Below are 23,145 nucleotides of genomic sequence, written 5' to 3'. Positions count from 1 at the left end.
GTCAGTAGGACATCAGCTTCGCTCGTAGGATCGCCCCCTGGGCAGGGAGCGTGAGGCGGAAGAACGTCTCATCGCCGTTGAGCCGGCGGGCGGCCTTCCATTCGCCGTTCTCGAACCGGCCTTCTTCCACCCACAGGAATTGGGCACTCTTGAGCTTGGAGCCGCGGCGCGGCTCGAAGCGAACCGTGGTGTCGAAGCCGATGATCACGAACTCGTCCGGAGCGAGCTCGGCGACCATCGAACGGCCGGTCTTGCGGGCCGTGCCGGAAGCGAAGGTGCCGCCGTAGCTGACTTCGGGACGGCCGAACTGGGCGAGGACTTCGTAGTCAGTGAAGGTGAGCAGGCGTTCTGTGATCTGGTCTTCCTCCACGGCCGAATGGAGTTTGCCGGTGCCCTGCCAGGCGGCGATCTGGTCGAGCGCGGGCCCCAGCAGGCGGTAGTTGTCCATCATGGGGCGGACGAGATCGGCGAGGCTGGTGCCGGGGCTGACTCCGGGCACGCCATCCGGGACGGTGGCCGCACCGATGCGATCGATGCCGAAGGGGGCGAAGCCCAGGGCGTCGTAGTCGGCGAGGGCGTAGAACATGTAGCGGGCAAAGGCTCCGAAGCCGCCTGTTTCGGGGATGAGCAGCGCATTGTCAGGCCGGCCGTAGCTCTCGCAGACAGCGCGGTAGCCGGCATAGTCCATCACATAGATATCCGGAGCAATGACGTCGACAGCGGGGGTGGCCGCCTTCCAGATATCGAGGACGTTGGAGGTGGCTCCGCCACTGGGGTACGCCTCGCCGGGCCGCATGAAGTTCTTGCGCTCGCGCAGCCAGACATTGACGTAGAGAGGGAGTCCGTACTCCTTCCGGCCGCCCGCGGCGACTTCATTCACATACTTCGCAACATGCCAGGCGGCGAAGGCTTCGTCAGCCTCCGCGCCGAAGACCTGGGCCCACGTGCCGGCGGGCCGTTTGAGGGCGGTGGTGAGCGCGGCGGGCACTGGTCCTTCGAGGAGCTTGTTGGAGGCGGGTGAGTGATCACGATCGGTAAACAGGGAGCCGGGTTCATTCTCCACCTGCACCATGATGACGGTGTGGGCGTCTCCGTCGACTTCCTTCAAGTGGCGCATGAAGGCGGCGAAGGCGGTGCGGTCGGCATGCATGGTGGCTTCGCTGTGAGGGGAGAGGACCCGCACGGGCTTGCCGCCGGAGTCGATCATCCGGGGGTACTTCACCGTGTCTGCCTTCACCCACCCGGGCGCGTAGTCCATGACGCCGTTCTTCCAGGTGGCGAACCAGAGCAGGATGAGGCGCATGTTCTGGGCGCGGGCGTCGCGGATGATCTGATCGATGGCCTCGAAGTGAAACTCGCCGGGCTTGGGTTCCACGATTTCCCAATAGACCGGGATCTCGGCCGTGTTGGCGTGGAGCGCCTTGTAGACGGGCCAGATCTCCTGCATGCGCGACGGCCAACCGGTGGAGTTGTTCACCTGGCCGCCTAGAACGATATACGGCTTGCCATCGACCAGGAGCGTGAACTTGCGCCCCTGTTTGACGATTTGCGGCATGGGCGCGGCAACGGCGCAACAGATCAGGGCGGCCGCCAGCAGGGCGGGCTTCAGCAGTCGGGACATACAAAGATCCTCTCGTCGCGGCCAGGGATGGCCGAGGGCTATTCTACAGCGATTGCGGCGCGGAAGGGACCCTGGAGTATGGCGGGTGGCAGGGGCATACACTCAAAGTGAGGTTTTACGCAGTTATGTTTCATCGTTTCCTACCGGTTTTACTGCTTACGTCTGTCTCACTCTTCGCCGCGGGAGATCCCACACGCCACGTCAACGTCTTTATCGGCACGGGCGGGCACGGCCATACTTATCCCGGGGCGACGCTGCCGCACGGGATGGTGCAACTGAGTCCCGACACGTTCAACAGCGGCTGGGACTGGTGCTCGGGCTATCACTACTCGGATGCGTCGATTATGGGATTCAGCCACACGCACCTGAGCGGTACGGGAGTCGGAGACCTGCTGGACGTGCTGGTGATGCCGGGTACTGGCCCGGCCAAGACTGAGCCGGGCACGCGGGAGAATCCGGAGCAGGGCTACCGGTCGCGCTTCTCGCACCAGGACGAGACGGCGGTACCCGGCTACTATTCGGTGCTGCTGAAGGATTACAACATCAAGGCGGAGTTGACCGCGACTGAGCGCGCGGGGTTTCACAAGTATACGTTCCCGGCCAGCGATTCGAGCCATTTCATTGTGGATCTGTCGCACGCCAACGGCGGTCCGCAGAGGGTCACCGAGGCGGAACTGAGGTTCGTGGGTGATTCGACGGTGACGGGCGGGCGGCGCGTGAATGCGTGGGCCAAGGGCCGGTATATCTACTTCGCGATGAAGTTCTCGAAGCCTTTCGGAAAGTCCGAGATCATCGCCGACGGCAAGACGCTGGATGCCGCGCTGCGCGAAGTCAAGGGGCGCAACGTCAAAGGGCTGGTGCACTTCAAAACGTCGGCGGGCGAAGTGATCGAGGTGAAGGTGGGGCTTTCGGCGGTGAGCGTCGAAGGCGCACTGAAGAACCTGGAGACGGAGATCCCGGACTGGGATTTCGCGAAGGTGGCGGCCAAGGCGCGGGAGAGCTGGAAGAAGGAGCTCTCGCGGGCAGCCATCGAAACCAAGGACGAGAAGAAGGAGCAGATCTTCTACACGGCGCTGTACCACACGATGCTGGCGCCGACGTTGTTTGACGATGTCGACGGGCAGTACCGCGGCATGGACAATGCGGTCCACACGCTGAAGGCAGGAGAGCACAACTACAGCACATTCTCGTTGTGGGATACGTACCGGGCCTTGCATCCGCTGTATACGCTGATGCAGCAGGACCGGCTGCCCGGGCTGATGAACTGCCTGATCCGGCAGGGCGAGGAAAGCCCGGAGGGCGTGCCGATCTGGCCGCTGCAGGGGCGGGAGACGTTCTGCATGACGGGCTACCATTCGGCGCCGGTGATTGCGGAAGCCATGATGAAGGGCATCAAGGGCGTCGATTACGAACGGGCTTACACGAAGCTGTACCAGAGGGCGATGGTCGACGATTACCGCGGGTTGGGGTACTACCGGAAGCTGGGTTACATCCCGAGCGATAAGGAAGAGGAATCGGCCACAAAGACGCTGGAGTACAGCTACGACGCGTGGGCGGTGGCTCAAATTGCGCGAGAGCTCGGCAAGATGGGCGACTACGAGAAGTTGCTGGGCCAGGCAGCGAACTACCGAAACCTTTGGGACAAGTCGACGGGTTTTGTGCGGCCACGTCTGGAGAATGGCGAATGGGCGGGTCCGTTCGACCCCAAGACGACCGGTGTTTCGAAGAAGTGGCGGGACTTCACAGAGGCGAACTCGTGGCAGGCGACGTGGGGCGCGCAGCAGGATCCGAAGGGCTACATCAACCTGTTGGGCGGGCGGCAGGCCTTCATCGACAAGCTGGACGCGCTGTTCACACAGACGACGGAGACGGTGGGCGAGCAGGTGGCGGACATGACGGGCCTGGTGGGGCAGTATGCGCACGGGAACGAGCCGAGCCATCACATTGCATACCTTTATGCCTATGGCGGAGCGCCCTACAAGACGCAGGAGCGCGTGCGGTATCTGCTGGACCATCTCTACGGCAACACGCCGGACGATGGCGTGTCGGGCAATGAAGACTGCGGGCAGATGTCGGCGTGGTATGTGATCAGCGCGCTGGGTTTCTATGCGGTGGATCCGGCGAGTGGGAACTATGTGTTCGGGACTCCGCTGTTCGACCGCGCAACCATCGAAATGGGCGAAGGCCGGAAGCTGGTGATGGAGGCGGTGAGAAAGTCAGCGGAGGACAAGTACATCCAGTCGGTGACGTTGAACGGCAAGCCGTATGAGAAGGCGTGGTTCCCGCATTCGGCCATTGCGAATGGCGGGAAGATTGTGTTCCGCATGGGGGCCGAGCCGAACATGCAGTTTGCGGCGGCGGTGGAGGCGGCTCCGCCGTCGATGACGAAGTAGGACCCGGGACCGTTGAGTGCATGCCGGCCGTGTGAGGCGGATATCTCCGACTGACACGGCGGCTTGCTCCCGGCGCGCAATCGCAATAGAATCAACGACCAGGAATGAGCGGATGAGTGCCGCGCCTATCAGCGTCAGGAGATGCCGGGCGGGTGCACCCTCCTGACAGGTACAACTGTCAGGGCCCAGCAGCCGCATTTTCTATTGACTAGGAGGCCACGATGGCAGACGGCGGATTTTCGAGACGCTATTTTTTCTATGGTTCTCTACTGGCCGGCGCGATTCCGACGGGCGGATTTGGAAGCGTCGCTTCGCTTCGGGCCGCCGGCTACAAATCTCCGAACGAGAAGTTGAACATCGCCGCCATCGGCGTGGGCATCAGGGGTCCGGAGATCCTGTTGGGCGTGACGCCGACGGAGAATGTTGTCGCGTTGTGCGACGTCGATGAGAAGAGGGCCGGGAAGGCTTTCACCACCTACGAGAAGGCGACGAAGTATAAGGACTACCGCAAACTGCTGGAGACGGAAAAGACGGTGGACGCGGTGATGGTGGCCACTCCGGACCACATGCATACGCCCATCGCGCTGGCCGCAATGCAGAGCGGCAAGCATGTGTACTGCGAGAAGCCGCTGACGCGCACGGTGCACGAGACCCGCCTACTGGTGGAAGCGGCCGCGAAGTACAAAGTGGCGACGCAGATGGGGAACCAGGGGTTCAACCACGAGGCGACGAAGACCGCGTGCGAGATTCTCTGGTCCGGCGATATCGGCGAGGTGAAGGAACTGCACGCCTGGACGGGCGGCATTTATGGCGGGCAGCCGAAGATTCCTGAGACGGGCCCGGAAAAGACGGAGATCCCCGAGACGCTCGATTGGGATCTGTGGCTCGGTCCGGCCAAGCCGCGCGACTTCAATCCGCTGATGACGAATCAGTGGCGGGCTTTCCAGGACTTCTCGACCGGCGGCTCGCTGGGCGACTGGCTGGTGCACAACCTGGGACCGGCGCACCTGGCGCTGCAGTTGGACAAGGCTTCGCCAACGAGCGTGGAGTGTGTCTTTGTCGAGGGCAAGAGTGAGTGGCTGTGGCCGCTGCGGGCGCACCTGGTGTTTGAGTTCCCTGCCCGGGCGAATATGCCACCAGTGACTGTCCACGCATACCAGAACATGCGCGGCGATTTCGAGAATCCGGCCGGCATGGCCGAAGGTGAACGGCTGTTCCCGTCCATGAACAACCTGGCGGAGAAGGGGCGGCCCTTCCTGAGTACGGGCGACGGGACGATGATGGTGGGCGACCGGTTGGGCATCGATGGGAAGCCGGCTCCGGGTGTGTTTGCTCCGGGTGGACCGCGGCCGCCGGGCATGGGTCCGCGACCGGGTGGACCTGGTGGACCGGGCGGACCTGGAGGGCCGGGCGGCCCGCAGGGGGCGGATGCGAAGATGCGGGCTCCGGGCAATGGAGCGGTATTCGTGGGGTCGAAGGGCTACATGGCGACGACGACGCGCGGCGAGGGAGTGTGGCTGTTGCCGGCGTCGCGTTGGGCGGAGTACAAACTGCCGCCGCAGATGCTGCAGCGGGGCATCAACCACCAGCAGGATTGGATCCGCGCCTGTAAAGGCGGCGCTCCGGGTGTGTCGCAGTTCCCGGTGGCGGCGAAGTACATTGAGTGGCTGGCGCTGGGTGCGATCGCGCTGCGGGTGCCGGGCAAGCTGAATTATGACGGCGAGAAGGGCCGGTTCACGAACAGCCCTGAAGGGAACAAGTATCTGCAGCCGTTCCTGCGGAAGGGATGGGATTTGAAGGTGTAGGTTCAGCACTGGCTGGACTGAGTTCCATATCGTCTGAAATGGGGGGCGTCGATCATTGAGATCGTGCCCCCTTTGTTTTTTTCGGCGCATGGACGAACGGCACGCTCTCCGGCTGCGGAGGGAGCGTCGCTGGTTTCGGGGCTACGGGGAGGGGAGCACGCGGCTGACGGGACTGCGGACGGGTGGGCGGCTTCGTCTGGTTTGGCGGCCCGGAGGGGCATGAAGACTCCCTGAGGGTTGCGGCTCAGTTTGGGTGGCTGGGGATCTTTGCGGATTCCTCCGCTCCCTGACGGTCGCGGCTCCGTTTGCGGCGCGGTTTGGCGGCTAGAAACCTTCGATCAGGCGGATTTGGGAGACGGAGACTTCCAGAACTGAATAGTAGATTTGCCTGCCACCGGGGGCGATGCAGAAGTCGGGGAAGACTCCTATCAGGTCTCCGGCTATCGTGCCCAACTGGCGGCGCTGACCGGTCTTCAGGTCCAGATAGGTGACCTTCTTCTTCCCCTTTGATACTGGCGGGACGGAGTAGAGCGCCGGGTCCCACAGATCCACATAGGCGATTCCTCCCGGCGCCAGGCCCCACCAGCCGTGAGCTATGAGCGTACCTGGGAGGACTGCCGTGGAAGGGCCTCCGTCCCTGGGCATGCGACGGAGTTCGCGGTCGCGGATGTAGAAGAGGGTGGAAGCATCTTCGGACTCAAAGGATTCAAAGCCGCCGTCGGAGGTGAGGATGGAGCGCTGGGCCTGGTCCGTAGTGGAGATGCGTTCCAGTTGAGCGACGTGCTTTGAGTCGAACTGGGCGAGGTAGAGCCAGCGGCCGTCATGCGACCAACTGCTGCGGCCGGCGACGTTGGGGGCGGTCCACTGGCGGGGATGCCCGCCGGCCGCATCAACTATGTAGAGGGAGCGGCCTTCCGGGCTGACGGCGTCGAACGACAGGCGACTGCTGTCGGGCGACCAGCGGGGTGAACCCATGGCCTGGGCGCGCATCTGTGTGACCTGCACGGCATGACCGCCGTTGATGTCCACCGTCCAGAGTTCCTCGAAACCGGAGCGGGTGGAGATGAAGGCGATGTGGCGGCCATCGGGGGAGACCTGCGGACTGCTGTCGACGCGGGTGGACGCAATGAGGCGGTGCGGCTCACCGGTGAACTTGAGCGGGCCATCCTTGCCCAGTTCCAGCGATTGGCGCCAGATGTTGCTGTCGGAAATACCCTGCTCATAGACGAGCCGGGGACTGGCGGAGCGTTTGGCGCCGAAGCGGGGGTAGCGAGCTTCTTCACCGGCGGAGGGCATGAGTTCGGGGGTGCCGGAACCGGTGGCCGGGACGCGCCAGAGGGTGGAGGCGCCGAGGCGGCGGGAAGCGAAGACGATCTCCTGGCCGGCTGGATTCCAGGTGACTCCGAGGATGGTGCTGCGCTGGCGGGTGACCTGGCGCGGTTCGCCGCCGGTCGCCGGCATGACGTAGAGTTCGCAATTGCCGATGTCGCAGCGGGCGAAGGCGAGAAGGGCCGCATCGGGCGAGAAGGCGGGGTAGAGGCCGCGGCTGGTATTGGGCAGGAGGCGGCGGGTGCCGGTGAGCGAATCGGCGAGAAAGAGGGCCGGCTGGTCAGAGCCGGGCGGAAAGTCGGCAAAGGCGAGAGAGCGGCCGTCGGGCGACCAGTCGAGTTGCGAGGCGTAGGCGGAATCGACCAGGATGCGCTCTTCTCCACCCCCCGCCGGTATGATGATGAGACCTTTGCCGCGCCGAACGAAGGCGATGCGACTGCCATCGGGCGACCAGACGGGGGAGGCTTCGCCGCGTCCGCCGGTGGTGAGGCGCCGCGGTTCCCCGCCATTGAGAGGAGCGACGAAGAGGTTGGCGGGGCCGCCGTTCTCGCCGGTCCAGATGAAGGCGACCTGGTTGCCGTCGGGCGAGAGGCTGGGGTGGAACTGGAAGCCGGGATAGCTGGTGATGGTGGTGAGAACCGGGAGGGGCGAACGGGTTCCGGTCTTGGGGACGTAATAGAAGGCGAGCGCGGCCAGGGCCAAAACGGCGGCGGCGGCCAGGGCGGTGACTGGGTGGCGCCAGGCGGGATTGGACGCAGGCGGCGAGGGGGGCTCCGGGACCGGGACGGCGGGAGCGGGCGGTGCGACGGGGCGGATTTCGAAGGCGGTGACATACCCGCCCTTCGGCAGGGTGATGCGAACAGAGGGCTGAACGCGGGCTGCGTATTCGTCGAGCCGGGCACGAAGGCGGCGGGCCTCGGTGCGGACGATGGGATCCACTTTGGGGTCGTAGCCGGGCGCGCGGCCGAAGACGTGGGAGCCGATCACCGATTCCTTGAGGGCTTCGCGGTCGCCGGCGAGGGTGCGTTCGACTGCGAAGCGGAGGAAGGGGCCGACCTTGCCCGCGCTGGCAAACTCCGGACTGCGCAGTACGCGGTCCAGCTCATCCAGGATTTGAGGTGCGAGGTCAGGCTCGGGGTTCACACGGTAAGGGCTCAGGATATCACGGACGCGAGCTAAATCTTTTCGTTTCTGTCGTGTTAACGAAGGTAGAACGGCGGGATTCTACTCCCGCGCTCCCCGCTCTTACTCCTTGGCATGGATCGCGGTACCGCAGACTGTCTGCACTGAGCGGGCCGCCGTCCGCCGGAGATGGAGGGGGAGGCAAGATGCGGATGTGGCTGCTGCTGGCGATGCTGGGTGGGCTGGGAGGAAGTCTGCCTGGCGCAACGATCGACCTGAAGCCGGCGGGCGGCGTGATCTATGCCACCGCCGGTTCGACGCAGGGCTGGGGCTTCGAGATTGTGAACAACAGTGCGGAGTGGATCTCCTTTGTGTCTTCGTACACGTTCGGGGAGACGAATCCGGCGCTGGGCTATTACTACGATTACGTTGGGCCGCAGGGCGGACCGGTGAACTTCGTCCTGGCGCCCGGCGCGGTGTGGAGCCAGACCTTCGACCTCGCTGCCATGATGGGCTTCGGGGCCTACCAGGTGGATCCGGCGGCGGCGGTGGGCGACAGCACCTCGGGGTTGATCCGGACGGTGTGGGATAGCTACGCGACCGATCCGGCGATCTGCCAATGTATTCCGGCGCAGTTCAGCATGAACCTCCCGTTTGAAGTGGTGATTGTGAATACGCCTGAGCCCGGCGGGGGCTGGCTGATGGGGACGGGCCTGGCAGTGTTGGGATTGTGGCGGCTTCGCCGGTATTGGAGACGGGTGCTGATGCTGGCCGCAACGGCGGCGCCGGTGATGGCGCAGTTTGGCGTGGTACAGAACTGGAACGACACGTTTGGGGCGTGTGGCAAGCCGGGGTTGCGTGTGTGCAGCAACCTGAAATGCAGCCTGCCTGAAGGGAACGCGGTCCGCGTCGATCCGTTTACGGCGCAGAGCAACTGCGACATGGCCGGTCCTTACTGCACCGCTTTCAAGCTGCCGCAGGGCAACCCGTTGGACGTGACCTTCCTGGTGGCCACGGATCTACACCTGAGGAAGGGATACGACATTACGGACGCGCAGCATGTGAAGCACGTCGCCGCCATGAATATGCTGCCGTCGCTGGGCATCCAGTGGTCGGCGGCGGGCAGCGGCATGGATCCCATCGCGATCGCCAAGCCGCAGGCGGTGGTGGCCACGGGTGACATTACGAATTACGGGCACCAGGAGGAACTGGGCGCGTACCGGATGCTCTACGAACGGGGGCAACTGGTGGAATCGCTGCAGTACCCGATGCTGCCGGGCCTGGGCAACCACGACCTGGACGGGGAGTGCGAGGCGGCCAACTGCGGGCGGCGCATGTTCAACTATGTGGGCATCGCGGCGTCGTGCGCGGCGAATGTGGATCCGGAGAGCCACAGCTACTCGTGGGACTGGGGTCCGTACCATCTCGTGCAACTCAACAAGTGGGTGGGGGACATCCGGCTGGGTACCGATACGGCATTCCAGTTCAAAGTTACGCATCCCGACGGAATCGAGTGGCTGAGACAAGACCTGGCGAATTCGGTGGGCAACTCAGGGCGTCCGGTGATCTTCTTCCAGCACTTCGGCTGGGACGACTTTTCACTGCACGCTTCTGATGGAGAACTCTGGTGGGGCCCGATCAATCGGCAAACCTTCCTGAACATCATCAAGCCTTACAACGTGGTGGGCATCTTCTCGGGCCATCAGCATCGGACCGGCATGTACACCTCAGAGCCAGTGGAACTGTGCGGCCGAAGGCTGGACAATTTCACAGGCGGCAACGGCGGGATTGGCGGAGATGGTCAATTCTTCGCGGTGCGCCTGACGGAGAAGTATATGGATGTGGTGCCCTTCGAATGGAATGAGACGGAGAACCTCGCACGTCCGTACATTGTCGATATCGGAATCCCCTATTTCTCGCGGAACTTCTTCAATACCGGAGACAAGGGCTGCCGCCGGCTGACGGGCGCTCCGCCACTCACGGCACCGTTCACGATATCGGTGACGGGCAAGACCGTGAAGATCAAGAACAATACGGCGAACACGGTGAAGGGCCCGTTCGCGCTGAAGGTGACGAACATCCACGGGGACACGCTGGACAACGTGTTGTTTCAGGAGACCTGCGCGCTGGGACCGGTATACACCACGCTGGACTTCGAGACGTTGACCGCGGGCCAGGAGGTGACGGTGCAGATTCCGGTGCGGGCAGCGAGCGCTTCCGTCTACACCGCCAGTGATGTGAGCGTGGTTTCGCTGGGCGCCGATTCCATGACAGTGACGCCAGGAGTGGTGACTTTGAGTTCGGCCCAGACCGAGAGGGTGGATGTGACGACGCTGCTGGGGCGGGCCATTCCGTTCACGCTCGCAGCGAAGGATAGCTGGCTGGCGGTGAATAGTTCCAGCAACACGACACCCGCCAAGCTGACGATCAAGTTGAATCCGGTGGCGGCGAGCTTTTCGCGCAGTTCGACGATTGTGATTCACCCTACGGTTGCGGGCTACTCGGACTTGAAGGTGACGGTGAACCTGGCGGCCGTGCCCGTGGTGGTGAGTTCGAGCCTGGGCGCTCCGATTGGGGTAGACAAGGCCACGTATCCTTCACCGCAGACGTTCCAGTGGTATCCCGGGGACCGGCACCGGGTTGTGGCCCTGGACAGGACGCTGGCGGCCTCGACGGTGGACCGGTTTGTATCGTGGTCAGATAGCGGCGCGGCGGATCACGAGATCGTGGTGCCCGTGACTGGAGGGCAGTATGCCGCGCAGTACAACCGGTATCACAAGGTGACTTCGGTGGTGATTCCAGCGGGTAGCGGAATGGTCTTGGCGGCGCCGGCGAGTGCGGACGGATTCTACCTGGCGGGCAGCCAGGTGACGGTGTCCGGCATCCCGGCGAAGGGCTATTCGTTTGGATCGTTCAGCGGGGTGACCCCTGCTCCGGCGGGTGGGCAATTCGTCTGGACGATGGATGCGCCACTGGCAGTGACTGCAAACTTCTCAGTGGTCGGGAACTACCTGTTGAGCACGAGCCTGGGAGAACAGGTGAATCTCACCGTGGATGGCCGGACCTATGCGGCACCGGGGAGTTTCCCGTGGGTGGAAGGATCGCAGCATCAGATTGGGGTGACCCCGGTGGTGGATGGAGCCGCGGGCGTACGTGAGGTGTTTGTGCAGTGGTCCGACGGAGTGGCCACGGCTTCGCGGACCGTTACCGCCGGGGCAGTCAAGTCCTACGTAGCGACGTATCAGCGGCAGTATCTGCTGCGCGTTACGGCGGCGCCGTCGACGGGCGGCACGCTGGCAGGAGGCGGCTGGTATGGGGCTGGTGTGACCGCTCGGGTGACGTCCACAGCGGCGAGTGGATTCCTCTTCAACGGGTTCAGCGGGGCGGCGAGCGGGAGTACGAACCCAGCTTCGGTGGCGATGAACGGTCCGGCGTCGGTGACGGGCAACTTCCGCGCCGGCACGCCGAGCCTGGCGGCGGTGCCGGGGCCGAGGAACACGAGTGATCCGGCGGCTTCGCGGCTGGCGTTTGTGCTGAACAATAACGGGGCGGGTGCGGCGGACGGGGTGAGTGTCACCTCGATTACAGCCCAGGTGGTGGCCGGGAGCGGGACGGTGACGGTGGGCGGTATGCCGGTTTCGTTTGGGACGATTGCGCCGGGGCAGACGGCCTCGCAGACGCTGACGTTTCCGTGGCCGGTGGCGGCGACGCGGGTGGGATTCACGGTGCGGTTCACGGCGAATGGCGGGGCGTATTCGGGGCAGAGCACGTTCTATGTGTTGAGGTAGGGGTGCGGAGAACAAAATGGGCGGAGTTTTGGAGCTGGGCTCGTAGTTTTGACCGGTTCGATGAGAGGCGCGCGGTTGTGCGGTGACATGGATCGCCGCTGACTCACGTAGCCACCGACTCGAAGCTGTTTGCGGCGCCATGCGGCCACACGGTTCCCTACTCCCGGCGTTCGCCTATCAGAGTGCTTCGCCGGCCTGCGCAGTTAGGCGACCGCGGGCGGTCAGATGACTTCCTACGATCAATTGCAGACGGCGCCGGTGGGCCTTTGAGACGGGGCTTGCCCGGGTCCGACGGGCCGAGCGGCCATTGGCGCCTAGGGTTTGCCGCCGCGGGAAGTGGTGGAGTGCCCGGTTGGCCCAAGGCGTGCACTTCTGCCGGGTGTCACCGGCGATCAAGGCAATTCCTGGAGGCTGCCGACGGCGGCGTAGCAATTCGGCCATGACGGGCAGGCGCGACTGCCCGGGCCGAAGCTACGCCACCGCCTGGCGGAGGGATTGGCCGCGCCGGGGACGGAAACCGCGGAATCCAGACGGGCTTGATTGTCCCGGCCTGCGCACTCCGTCACGTTCTTCAAGACCTGTCTCAAGAGGAAGAATCTATGAATCAGTTTTATCTAGTGCTGATCGCGGCGTCGTCGATGGTGATCCCGGCAGGGGCCCAGCAGGTGACGCGGCGCGCCGAGCTGACGGGCAATGCGGTGGACGGCAAATGCACGATCGAAGTGAACGTGGACGGCGCCGCTGAGGTGGAGGTGCGGGGTGGCGAAGGCCGCATGCGCAATCTATCCGGGCAGCCGGCCGTTTGGCGCCGGTTCGTCTGTGACGGACAGATGCCCGCGAATCCACACGATTTCCGATTCCGTGGCATCGACGGACGAGGCAATGTACAACTCTTGCAGGATCCGCGCCAGAACGGAGGCCGGATCGTGTTCCGGATCGAAGACCCGCAAGGGGGCCGGGAAGGCTATACCGTGGATCTGGAATGGCGGGGGTCGGCTAATGGCCAATGGAACAGCCAGGACACGCGCGGCTGGATGGGGCCCGATAGCCGGGGCGGCAATTCCGCGAGAGGCGAGCAGAGGCCCGATGGGCGGGGCGATCCTGGTGTTTCGGCGCAAATCGACAATGGCGGCGGCCGCCGCGACGGCCGGTATTACAACGAGAACGGGCGATGGAACGCCGGCGGTACGGCCGAGGCGATCAGGGTCTGCCAGAGCGAAGTCGCGCGGCGGATGCAGAGTGATGGATTCCGGAATGTTTCGTTCAGCGATGTGGCTCCGGATAACAATCCCGGCCGGAATGATTTTGTGACGGGCCGGGCTGTGGGGCGGCAGGGCTGGCGGGGCAATACCAAATTCCGGTTCTCTTGTTCGGTCGACCTGGCGAGCGGGCAAGTGCGGTCGGCGGAAGTGACGCGGCGCAGGTAAGGCAGTGATCAGGAGGGCCGGACTGGCAAATGACCAGCCGGCCCTGATGGCTGCTTGGCGGTACTCGAGAGTATTGGTGCGATGCGATCCTGGCGGCGGCTGGAAGGTGAAGAGGCCGGGATCGACGGGGTGGTCGAGATCGCATTCGTGCCAGATGGTAGTGGTCACGAGGTCGCCGGATTCCGGGAACGGGCGTTTGTGACGGGCGACGGTTTTCAGGACGAATGACGTGTGGTGTCGATCCAGAGTTCTTCGGCGCCGCTTTCAGCAGAGGGCTCAATGCGTACCCGGAGGCAGCGGACCGTTTGCCCGTAGGACCGCACTGAGCCGTGGCCGACCACTTTCGCGGCGGTCAACCGGTGGAGGTGCTGAAAGCGGCCGAAGTATTGGTTGTGAGCCCGGGCCAGCTCGGATCGCTCCTCGCCCGGTTCCGGGCCGGATTTGGTGTACAGCTTGCGTTGGGGCTGGTAGCCCCAGGCAGTGGTGGCGTCGGCGATGAGCAGGAGTTCGAAGGGGCCGTTGGTCCTCGACTTCTGACGGAGCATGAATTGATGCGGGCGTACCGCAGCGAGGGTGAAGCCGGAAGAGCCTTGGCTGGACTTGGTGGTGACACGCAGGGAATAGTCCGTGACACTGGCGTATCGCTCGACGACCTTCTGGAGGATCTCCTGCGCGGAGTCCTCTGCAGCATGAGCCGGACATGGCTCCCAGCAGCAGGCCAGAGCGAGTAGGAGCAGGATGCGGAGGCCGGTTGCAACTGTGATGGTTATGTCCCTTGCGCGACCGTTGCCCGGTCAGTGCTCATACGTCAATCCAAATCCAAACTTGAACAGCGGGTCATCCACATCGAAGGGGACGTCGGCTGCCTGGGCCATTACTGAGGGCATGTCGCTGGGCATGTCGAAGGGCAGCTTGCCGGTCGGCTTGGCCTTGCCGAAGACGATGTCCAGGACGGCGGCATCGCTGGCTCCGAAGGCGGCGAAGACTCCGGCCACGCTGTCGATGAACTCGGTGAGGATGGCCGGTTTGTCCAGGTTCACGATCACCACGGTGGGTGTGCCGGAGGCGGCCACTTTGCGGATGCCTTCCAGTACGGTCCAGTTGGACGCGTTGCCGTAAGCGAGGGTGATGCCGTAGTTCGCCACCGGCGGCGGCGGTGTAGGCGCTGCGTTCCCGCGCGGCATGCCCATGGCGAAGGCTCCGCCGTATGGATAGTTGGTGGCCGGAGTGGCGACTCGCAGGATGGCGAGGTCAGCGGACTTGGGATCATCGACCACGGTGCCGTAGTGCGCGGCCGCTTCGGGGGCGATGCCTTCCACATAGATGCGCTTGCCGGTGGCGGCGGGCAGGGCGTTGGCGGCGTTCTTCAGGAGGACCGTGGAGCGCACCTGCGCTTCGTAGCCCTTGGCGAGGCTCGCGTCGCTGGCTACGGCCGCCTTGGCCTGGCCGGGATCGACGTAAGGGTTTTCGAAGAGACCGAGCTGGAAGATGGGCCGGAGGATGCGGCGCGCGGCGGTGTCGAGGACAGCCGTGGGGATGCCGCCGTCCTTGACGCTGGCGAGGATGACGGAGGGGTCGTTATCTCCGCCGATCTGATCGATGCCCGCGAGCACCATCATCTTCTGGCGTTCTTTCTCAGAGAGCTTCTCAACACCCCACGGCATGTTGCGCAGCCAGTCTGTAACGACCATTCCCTGGAAGCCCATTCTCTCGCGCAGCAAGCCGTTGATCATGACTTTGGAGAAGTTGATGGCGACGGTGTCCTTGCCGACCGGGATGAAGTAGCCGCCCATGATGCCGCCAGTGCCGGCTTCGAAGGCGGCACGGAACGGGAGGAGGTGGAGGTCGAACTGGCTCCCGGGGTAGATGGTCCACTTGCCGTAGTTGTTGTGGCCGTCGTAGCCGTCCTTCACGGGGCCGTCTCCTGGGAAGTGCTTGGTCACCGTCATGACACTTTCGGGGCCGAGTTGCTTGCCCTGGAAGCCTTCGACGATCGCCTTGATGAGCATGGCGTTCAGGTTGGGGTCTTCGCCGAAGGTGCCGCTGATGCGGTTCCAGCGGGGCTCGGTGGCAATGTCGGCCATGGGTCCGAGGAGGCATTGGATGCCGATGGCGCGCAGTTCGCGGGCGGCGATCTGACCGAACTGGCGAGTGAGTTCGGGATCACGGGCGGCGGCGAGGCCGAGCTGGTCGGGCCATTGGGAGAGGACGGGCTTGCCGGCTCCGAGGCGGGCGATGCCGTGGCGCGGGTCGGTGCTGAAGACGATGGGGATGCCGAGGCGGCTGGCCTCGGCGAGTTCCTGGAGGCCGTTGTGGAACCTGGCAGTGATCTCGGGCGGCTCCCCGGCATTGGGGCGGACGAGGATGTAGCGGACGTTGCGCTCGACGACCAACTGGGTGGGGTTGGCGCTGCCCATGGGCTCGACGTTGTTCTGGTTGGTGCGGCCGAGGAAGGCGCGATTGGCGTTGGACGCGGGCGCGGCTCCGCGGGGCGGACCGCCACGGCCGGGGGTGGACGGAACGCCGAGGACTTCGCCGTTGGGTCCGGTGAAGCCGGAGAGGGAGGAGTGGATCATGAGCCCGGTTTTCTCTTCGGGAGTCATGCGCGAGACGAGGTCGGCGACGCGTTTGTCGAGGGGGAGGCGCCAGTCTTCGTAGGGCTCGAGGGTGCCGTTCTTGTTGAGGTCCCGGAACTGGAGGTTGTCCTTGGTGAGGAGGGGGGCCTTGCGCGCTGCGAGCTTGGGGGGCGTGGCGGCGGGTAGGGTGAGACCAAGGATGATGGGCGCCAGGAGGAGTAGACGGGAGTTCCGGGTCATTTGGACTTTTATGGTATTACTGAGCGGGCGGCGGGGGAAGGGGGCATGGACGGCGATCGCCCGTTGGTGGTGGAGAGGATGCCCGACGACGCGGGTGACGATCGTAGGAATGTGGCGGCTTCCATCCGGCGGCGAGGGATTGCCGCGTGCCATATGACTGAGAGCATTCCTTCCCAGGTGTCAGGCGGCTGTCCGAGGAAGCACTTCCTTTTCGACACGGGCGCCAATCGCTTGTTCGGCGACCTCGAGGTCGTAAGCGACCTGGAGGTTCAACCAATACTGCGGAGAGGTGCCGAAGTACCGCGCCAGGCGCATGGCGGTGTCCACCGTAACCGCTCTTTTGCCGTTGACGATCGCACTGATCCGGTTCATGGGGACTCGGAGAGCGCGTCCCAGTTCGTTCAGACTGACTCCGATTTCGTCCAGTTCATCCCGCAGTAGTTCGCCCGGGTGGATGGGGGGAAGCTTTTTTCGGTGTGCCATGATTCTCCACTCAGTGGTAATCCACTATCTCGACATCGTGCGCGTTTCCGTCCCGCCACACGAAGCAGATCCGCCAGCGCTCGTTGATACGGATGCTGTACTGGCCGAGTCGGTCCCCCTTCAGGGCTTCCAGGTGGTTGCCTCGAATGGCCCCAAGATCAGCCAAGCTCGTTGCCGCATCCAGCCAGCGCAGCCGCTTACGCGCCTGTAGTTCGATTCCGCGAAACATCCGGCTGCCAAATCCCTCATGGATCGTTTTGGCCTCGGCACAGCGGAACGAACGAATCATACATGTTTAGTGTACTACGCGACACATACTATGCCTACCGGGTAGCCGGACGCGATCGTCACGGCGAGTCCTGGGGGGGCGGCGTTGGGACGCGCGGGTAGTTCGTGATTGCGTACCGGTTCACGAGATCGTGTAGCCGCGGTTCACCGCCGCCTCGAAAACCACAGCTCCGTCCTCTATCCTGGTCTTCGCTTCCGACTTCCCGGACCTCACCTTCAGATCTCCTGCGTAACGGACTCGTACAGTCCGAGCCACCCGCGACCGGAGCTGCGCGCTCTTGAGCTTTCCGCCTTTCCACTCCATGTCTACATCGACTGAGCCTCTTGCCCTTAGGCCCGTCACCTTCCCGTCTGCCCAGGCGGCCGGTAGCGCCGGTAACAGATGGATCTCGCCACTGTGGCTCTGCAGCAGCATTTCGGCGATGCCGGCCGTGCCTCCGAAGTTGCCGTCGATCTGGAATGGCGGGTGCGTGTCGAAGAGGTTCGGAAGGGTGCAGGTGGTGATTAGCATCGTCCAGAGTTTGTAGGCGCGCTCGGGGTCCTGGAGGCGGGCCCAGAAGTTCATCTTCCAGGCAGTTGACCAGCCGGTGGATTTGTCGCCTCGCACTTCCAGGGTCTTGCGGGCGGCGGCGGCGAGCTCGGGCGTTTTGCGCACGCTGATCTGCTCGCTGGGGTGCAGCGCGAAGAGATGCGAGACGTGGCGGTGCTGGGGCTCGGGTTCGTCGTAGTCCTCCACCCACTCCATCAGGCGGCCCGTGCGCTCGCTGATCTTTAACGGAGGCAGGCGGACGATGGCCGCTTCGCAGCGGGCGCGGAAGTCGGCGTCGGTGTTCAGGATCCTGGACGCGGCGATGACGTTGCCCAGCAAGTCGCGAATGATGGAATTGTCCATGGTCGCGGCGTAGGTGAACATCGAGACCGTGCCGTCGGGCTTGCGGAAGCGGTTCTCGGGCGAGTGCGAGGGCGCGGTGACGAGCATGCCCGCGACGGGCGTGCCGGCCGGCGCTTCTACCAGGAAGTCGAGGATGAACTCGGCTGCGCCCTTCATGAGGGGATAGGCGCGTTTGGCGAGGAAGTCGCGGTCTTCCGTGAAGCGGTAGTGCTCCCAGGGGTGCTGGGCGAGCCAGGCGGCGCCCATGGGCCAGATGCCCTGCGTGCCGTCAGCGGGTTGGGTGAAGCCGAAGATATCGGAGAGGTGATGGACGACCCAGCCTTTGGCCTTGTAGTGGAGTTTGGCGGTGCGCGTGCCGGGCTGGACGAGCGAGTCCATGTAGTCGAACAGCGGCAAGTGGCACTCGGAGAGGTTGGTCACCTCGGCCGGCCAGTAGTTCATCTGGAGGTTGATGTTGGTGTGGTAGTCGCTGTTCCAGGGGGCCTTCAGGTGCTCGTTCCAGACGCCCTGGAGATTGGCTGGCAGGGTGCCGGGGCGGGAACTGCCCAGCAGGAGGTAGCGGCCGTACTGGAAGTAGAGGGCGGCCAGGGATTCGTCGCGCTCGCCGGCTTTCACCTTGTTGAGGCGCTCGTCGGTGGGGAGGGTCGAGAGTGCCGGGTTGGCGGGCAGTTGGAGGGAGACGCGGCGGAAGTAGACCTGGTGGTCGCCGAGGTGGCGGGCTTTGAGCTCCTGCCAGGTCTTGGGGGCTTTGGCCAGGGCCTTGGCGGGGATGACCTCACAGGGCTGGTCGTGGTAGCTGGTGGCGGCGGCGAGACGGAGCACGACTTCCGTGGCTCCTTCGACGAGTAGCGAATTGCCGTCGGCCTTGAGGGTGCCGCCGGTGGCCGTGGCGTCGAGGTGGGCTTCGAAGCGGAGGCCGTCTTCGCCGAGCTGGCCGCGCAGGAAGAGGCGACGTGCGTTGGCGGGGTCGGCTGTGGTTTGGGACTGGGCCGGGCGGTCGAGGCGTATGCGGGCCTGGATGGGTTTCTCGGAGATGAGCCGGACAACGAGAACCTGGTCCGGGGCGGAGACGAAGACTTCGCGGGTGACGCGGGCTCCGTTGACGAGGAAGGTGGTGGCGGCGATGGCCTGGTCGAGGTCAAGGGCGCGGCGATATTCGGTGACTTGGGTGGCGCCGGGGAGTTCGATCCAGAGGTCGCCGAGGGTCTGGTAGCTCTGGATGGTTTTGGGGACGCCCATCATCGTGTTGCCTGCGAGTTCAGTGGCTTCCTTCTCCTTGCCTTCGAAGAGGAGGCGGCGGACGTCGGGCAGGTTGCGGAGGGCAATGGGATTGTTGCCGTCGTGGGGGTGGCCAGCCCAGACGGTCTCCTCATTGAGCTGGATGCGTTCCTTCTCGACGCCTCCGAAGACCATGGCTCCGAGGCGGCCGTTGCCGACGGGGAGGGCTTCCACCCAAGTGGAGGCGGGCTGGCGGTACCAGAGGGTGAGCGGGGAGGCTGGCGATGGGGCCTCGCCTCGCAGGGTGGCCGTGGTGGTGAGGGTGGCTAGAGTGCTGGTGAAGAAGGCCCGGCGGGAGAGGTCTTGCGGTGGCATGGGGTTGGTGACGATCCAAGTTTACTGGAGACGGGATGGGGGTGGGTTCGGCGCTTGCGGGCTGGTGGAGTTTGCGTCTGGATTGGGTCGTTGCGGTTTGGTCGCGGGTTATCCGCTCTCTTACGATCGCGGCTCCGTTTGCTTGGAAAAGAGAACGCCCCGGGCCGGTTGGGCTCGGGGCGTTCTTTGAATGGGCTTGGATGATTGGGCTAGAACATCAGCTTGGCGCCGATCTGCAGGTAGCGCGGTGAGCCGACGTCGTTGATCGCACCGAAGGCGCTGTTGCCGACTTGAGTATTGAAGCCGGCGAGGTTCATGTGATTCAGGGCGTTGAAGGCTTCCAGACGCAATTGCAGGTTGACTCTCTCGGCGACACGGACATTCTTGAGTGCGAAGGCGCTGAGGTCGATGGAGCCGGGTCCGCGGATGACCCACTTACCGGAATTCCCGTAGGTCCAGGCAGCAGGGGCTTTGAAAGCGGCGGTGTTGAAGTACTTAGTGAGGGTGCGCTGATCGGCCGACAGGAAGGGATTGCCGACCACATCAGGGCGATTCGCGATCAGGCCGGGGAAACTGGCAACGGAGGGGGCAAATAGGCGGCCGCTGTTCAGCGTCCAGACGCCTGAGACACTCCAGCCACCGAGGACTCGTCCCAGGATGCCCTGTTGGTTCTTGAACCAGGGGGTCTCGTAGGTGTGGCTGATGACGGCGTAGTGGCGGCGGCTTTCTTCCAACTCGGATTTCTCCGCGCGGACGTTGAGCGGATCCTGGGGACCACCGGCGACACCTTCATTGCCGTAGCCGATGATGTTGCCGAGGGTGTAGGAAAGGGCGTAGGTGAGAGCGCCAGTGCGGCGCCGGACCGACATCTGCATCGAGTTATAGCTCGACGTGGCGGAAGGCTCCACCATGTTCAGGCCACCCAGGCCGCGATAGGGATAGAACGGACGGAGGTCGCCGGTCGGATGGGCGGCGCGCTGGTCCGGAGTGAGGAAGTTGAGCGGACGCTGATAGGAGAGGTGCCGGCCAGAGTTGCCAACGTAGCTCACATCCAACTGGGTTTTGTAGGGAAGGATTGTCTGGATGCCAAAGCTGTAGTTGTACATAGTGGGCATCTTGTAATCGATCGGCAGTGCGCCCGCATCAATGGGGAACTGGGTTGAACCAACCAGGCCGCTTCCGGGATTGTCGGCATTGCCGTTGGTCACGGTGGTGTTGAAAGTGAGCGGAGAGCGCGCGCCAAGATACCAGCCGGAGTAAGCGATGCCGGTAACACCCTGGAAGATGCCAGCGCCAGTACGGACGGCGAGCTTGCCGTTGCCGAAGACGTCCCATGCCACACTGAGGCGGGGCTGGAAATTGGTCTTGCGAAGCGGGTGGAACTGGTCAGGCAAACCGCGGAAGAGGCGGGTGATGCTGGCGTCGCCATACTGGGGCAGGCGCCCTTTCGCGGCATCCGGGAATCCAGAACCAGGCAGCACCAAGCCGTTGTACGCGTCGCCGGTGCCGGCCACGATTGCCCCATTCGCAGCCAACTGCGGCGCCTTTGAGGCGTCGTAGAACTGGGGCATGAAGGCCACGAGGTTATTGAGTTTGGCGCCCCAGGGAGAGATGAGCGCCCAACGCAGCCCAAGCTCAACGGAAAGGCGGCGGTTCACACGCCAGTTGTCCTGCACGTAGAATTCGCGGTCGAATGCTTTGTATACCGTCTGCACCGCAGGACCTGACTCGCTGTAGGAATCAAAGTTGCCCAAGAGTGCGTTGGCCCATGGGTTAAGGGTGTTCCCGGGGTTGGATGATGAACTCGTGAAATTGAACGTACCGTTGTCGTTCGAATTGTTCACCTCGTTCATGTTCATGTTTTCCAGGTAGATGCCCGCTTTGATCGTGTGCGCTCCCAGGATCTTGGTGAAGTTCTCCCTCACGATAAACGTGGGCGTGCGAGCGTAGTTGGCCTGTCCACCACCAAGCCCCGTGTAGGTGCTGATGTTGACGGCCGGGATACGGTCCGGGTTGTTGATGGAGAACAGCGACGGGAAGCTGATACCGTAGGTGGCTCGCTTGCCGCCGTTGCCGACGATGTCAAAGCCTTCGCGATAGCCCGAGTAGCCGACGCTGAACTCGTTGATGGTGGTCGCGTTGATAGCTGTGTTGAGGCTGGCCACCCAGTTGTCGCCGTATCGCTTGCGATGGACCTGGAACAGGGGGATGTTGTTGCCGGTATTGTCGAAGTAGGACGTGAAGTCCTGGGTTCCCGGCAAAGTGCGGACATTCAGCTGCCAGTTGGGCCTGATGTTGTAGTCGACACGATAGACCATGTCAGTGCTGTCTGTCGGCTGGCTGTTGCTGGCAAAGTAGTTGGACCCGGGAAGTGAGGCATTCGGATCCGGATAGATCTTCTGCAGGGCTTTGCCTAGGCCGCTGATGCGGGACACGGGGATGATACTGTTCGGAAAGGCGGCGCCGCTGAGGGGATCGATTGGTTTGATCGTGCTGGCGCTGAAGTCGCCATTCCGCTCGAGCGTCGTCGGGACCTGAGAGGTCTTGGAATTGAACCCGGCGGTATAGCGCCGTTCCAACCCGGCAAAGAAGAAAAGCTTGTTCTTCTCGGTGTTCCACTTGCCAGGGATGTAGATGGGGCCACCCAACGTGTAGCCGTAGTTGTGATAGCGAATTCTACCCTTCCTGCTGCAAGGAACCAGGAACGGGCAGCCCGCGAAGCCGTCGCTGAACCAGAACTCGTAGAGCGAGAGGTGGTAGTCCTGCATGCCGCGGCGCGTGATGAAGTTGATCTGGGCTCCGGTGGAGCGGCCGTACTCAGCCGCGTAGTGGGTGGTTTCCACCTTCACTTCTTCCACGAAATCGACACCAAGGATGTTGTTCTGCTGGACGCCGTCGCGGTTGCGGCCATTGTTGATGCCGTCGACCGCGATGAAATTGGTGTCCTTACGCTGACCGTTCACCTGGAGGCCGCCCATGGAGTAGCTGCCGCCGCGGAAGTCGGTCATGAAGTTGCCGTAACGGGAGATGACGCCCGGCATGATGCCGAGCATGTAGAAAGGATTGCGGCCCGGCAGAGCGAAGTTCTGCAACTGCTGCATGGTGAGCGTGCGCGAGACTTCGCCGTTGGAGGTTTCCACCATGGGGACGTCGCTGGTGACTTCCACCCTCTCGGAAACCTGGCCGACTTCCATCTGGAGCTTGAGGTTGAGCGCGAGATCCGCGTCCAGCCTGATGCTCGTACGGGTCAGCACTTTGAACCCACTGGCTTCGACCCTAACTTCGTAGTTGCCGGCCTGCAGCGTGGGGACAGTGAAGAATCCGTTTTCATTACTGACCGTGTCGCGGGTTAAGCCGATGGCTGGCGACGACACAGTCACCTTCGCGTTGGGGATGAGGGCTCCCGTACTATCCAGAACCTCGCCCGAGATCGAGCCCCGGTTCTGGGCAAAGAGAGACATGCCCAACACGCAAAACAAAGCAAGAAGTCTATGGTGCATTTGAACTCCCAGACGCATTCGAGATGGAGTGTAGCATCAAAGTGAACCGGATTCCAGTTTTTTGAAACGCCTGATTGGTTTTCATCTT

13 protein-coding genes are annotated in these 23,145 nt (G+C 63.6%); 5 read left to right on the top strand and 8 right to left on the bottom strand.

Features of this window, described 5'->3' with window-relative positions; all coding sequences use genetic code 11:
• Nucleotide 1: 1 nt before the first annotated feature.
• A complete protein-coding gene (locus ACR9Y2_RS13105) occupies nt 2-1,621 on the bottom strand; it encodes a DUF5597 domain-containing protein (RefSeq protein ID WP_435041762.1) in 1,620 nt (539 codons plus the stop codon).
• Between the two features lie 125 nt (nt 1,622-1,746).
• Here ACR9Y2_RS13105 and ACR9Y2_RS13100 point away from each other — a divergent pair, with 125 nt between their 5' ends.
• Nucleotides 1,747-4,014 carry a GH92 family glycosyl hydrolase gene (locus ACR9Y2_RS13100; RefSeq protein WP_435041761.1) on the top strand — a complete coding sequence of 756 codons (2,268 nt, stop codon included), beginning with the start codon at nt 1,747-1,749 and terminating at the stop codon, nt 4,012-4,014.
• A 221-nt stretch (nt 4,015-4,235) separates the two neighbouring features.
• On the top strand, nt 4,236-5,819 hold the full coding sequence (locus ACR9Y2_RS13095) for a Gfo/Idh/MocA family oxidoreductase (protein ID WP_435041760.1): 1,584 nt from the start codon (nt 4,236-4,238) through the stop codon (nt 5,817-5,819).
• Between the two features lie 324 nt (nt 5,820-6,143).
• Here ACR9Y2_RS13095 and ACR9Y2_RS13090 read toward each other — a convergent pair whose 3' ends face one another.
• Entirely contained in the window at nt 6,144-8,291 is a 2,148-nt protein-coding gene (locus tag ACR9Y2_RS13090) for a hypothetical protein (RefSeq protein WP_435041759.1), read from the bottom strand.
• A gap of 185 nt (nt 8,292-8,476) precedes the next feature.
• On the opposite strand from ACR9Y2_RS13090, the gene ACR9Y2_RS13085 reads away from it, so the two are divergent.
• The 3 genes from ACR9Y2_RS13085 (at nt 8,477) to ACR9Y2_RS13075 (ending at nt 13,713) form a co-directional block, all read left to right on the top strand.
• Entirely contained in the window at nt 8,477-12,058 is a 3,582-nt protein-coding gene (locus ACR9Y2_RS13085; protein ID WP_435041757.1) for an InlB B-repeat-containing protein, read from the top strand.
• Nucleotides 12,059-12,657: 599 nt separating this feature from the next.
• On the top strand, nt 12,658-13,485 hold the full coding sequence (locus tag ACR9Y2_RS13080) for a hypothetical protein (RefSeq protein WP_435041756.1): 828 nt from the start codon (nt 12,658-12,660) through the stop codon (nt 13,483-13,485).
• A gap of 81 nt (nt 13,486-13,566) precedes the next feature.
• A complete protein-coding gene (locus ACR9Y2_RS13075) occupies nt 13,567-13,713 on the top strand; it encodes a hypothetical protein (RefSeq protein ID WP_435041754.1) in 147 nt (48 codons plus the stop codon).
• Here ACR9Y2_RS13075 and ACR9Y2_RS13070 read toward each other — a convergent pair.
• The 6 genes from ACR9Y2_RS13070 to ACR9Y2_RS13045 all read right to left on the bottom strand — a co-directional run bounded on the left by ACR9Y2_RS13070 (nt 13,701) and on the right by ACR9Y2_RS13045 (nt 23,057).
• The gene (locus tag ACR9Y2_RS13070) at nt 13,701-14,030 is read right to left on the bottom strand and encodes a hypothetical protein (RefSeq protein ID WP_435041753.1); all 330 of its coding nucleotides are present in this window, start codon (nt 14,028-14,030) and stop codon (nt 13,701-13,703) included. The two genes, ACR9Y2_RS13075 and ACR9Y2_RS13070, sit on opposite strands and share 13 nt — an antisense overlap.
• A gap of 249 nt (nt 14,031-14,279) precedes the next feature.
• Entirely contained in the window at nt 14,280-16,301 is a 2,022-nt protein-coding gene (locus ACR9Y2_RS13065) for a glycoside hydrolase family 3 N-terminal domain-containing protein (RefSeq protein WP_435041752.1), read from the bottom strand.
• A 180-nt stretch (nt 16,302-16,481) separates the two neighbouring features.
• The gene (locus ACR9Y2_RS13060) at nt 16,482-16,784 is read right to left on the bottom strand and encodes a HigA family addiction module antitoxin (RefSeq protein WP_435041751.1); all 303 of its coding nucleotides are present in this window, start codon (nt 16,782-16,784) and stop codon (nt 16,482-16,484) included.
• A gap of 10 nt (nt 16,785-16,794) precedes the next feature.
• Nucleotides 16,795-17,073 carry a type II toxin-antitoxin system RelE/ParE family toxin gene (locus tag ACR9Y2_RS13055; RefSeq protein WP_435041750.1) on the bottom strand — a complete coding sequence of 93 codons (279 nt, stop codon included), beginning with the start codon at nt 17,071-17,073 and terminating at the stop codon, nt 16,795-16,797.
• Nucleotides 17,074-17,193: 120 nt separating this feature from the next.
• A complete protein-coding gene (locus ACR9Y2_RS13050) occupies nt 17,194-19,557 on the bottom strand; it encodes a glycoside hydrolase family 95 protein (protein WP_435041749.1) in 2,364 nt (787 codons plus the stop codon).
• Nucleotides 19,558-19,766: 209 nt separating this feature from the next.
• Entirely contained in the window at nt 19,767-23,057 is a 3,291-nt protein-coding gene (locus ACR9Y2_RS13045) for a carboxypeptidase regulatory-like domain-containing protein (RefSeq protein ID WP_435041747.1), read from the bottom strand.
• Between the last annotated feature and the right edge of the window lie 88 nt (nt 23,058-23,145).

The sequence above is a fragment of the Paludibaculum fermentans genome (assembly GCF_051172195.1).
In the GTDB taxonomy this organism is placed as follows: domain Bacteria; phylum Acidobacteriota; class Terriglobia; order Bryobacterales; family Bryobacteraceae; genus Paludibaculum; species Paludibaculum fermentans_A.
This window is presented reverse-complemented; position numbering and strand designations above follow the sequence as displayed.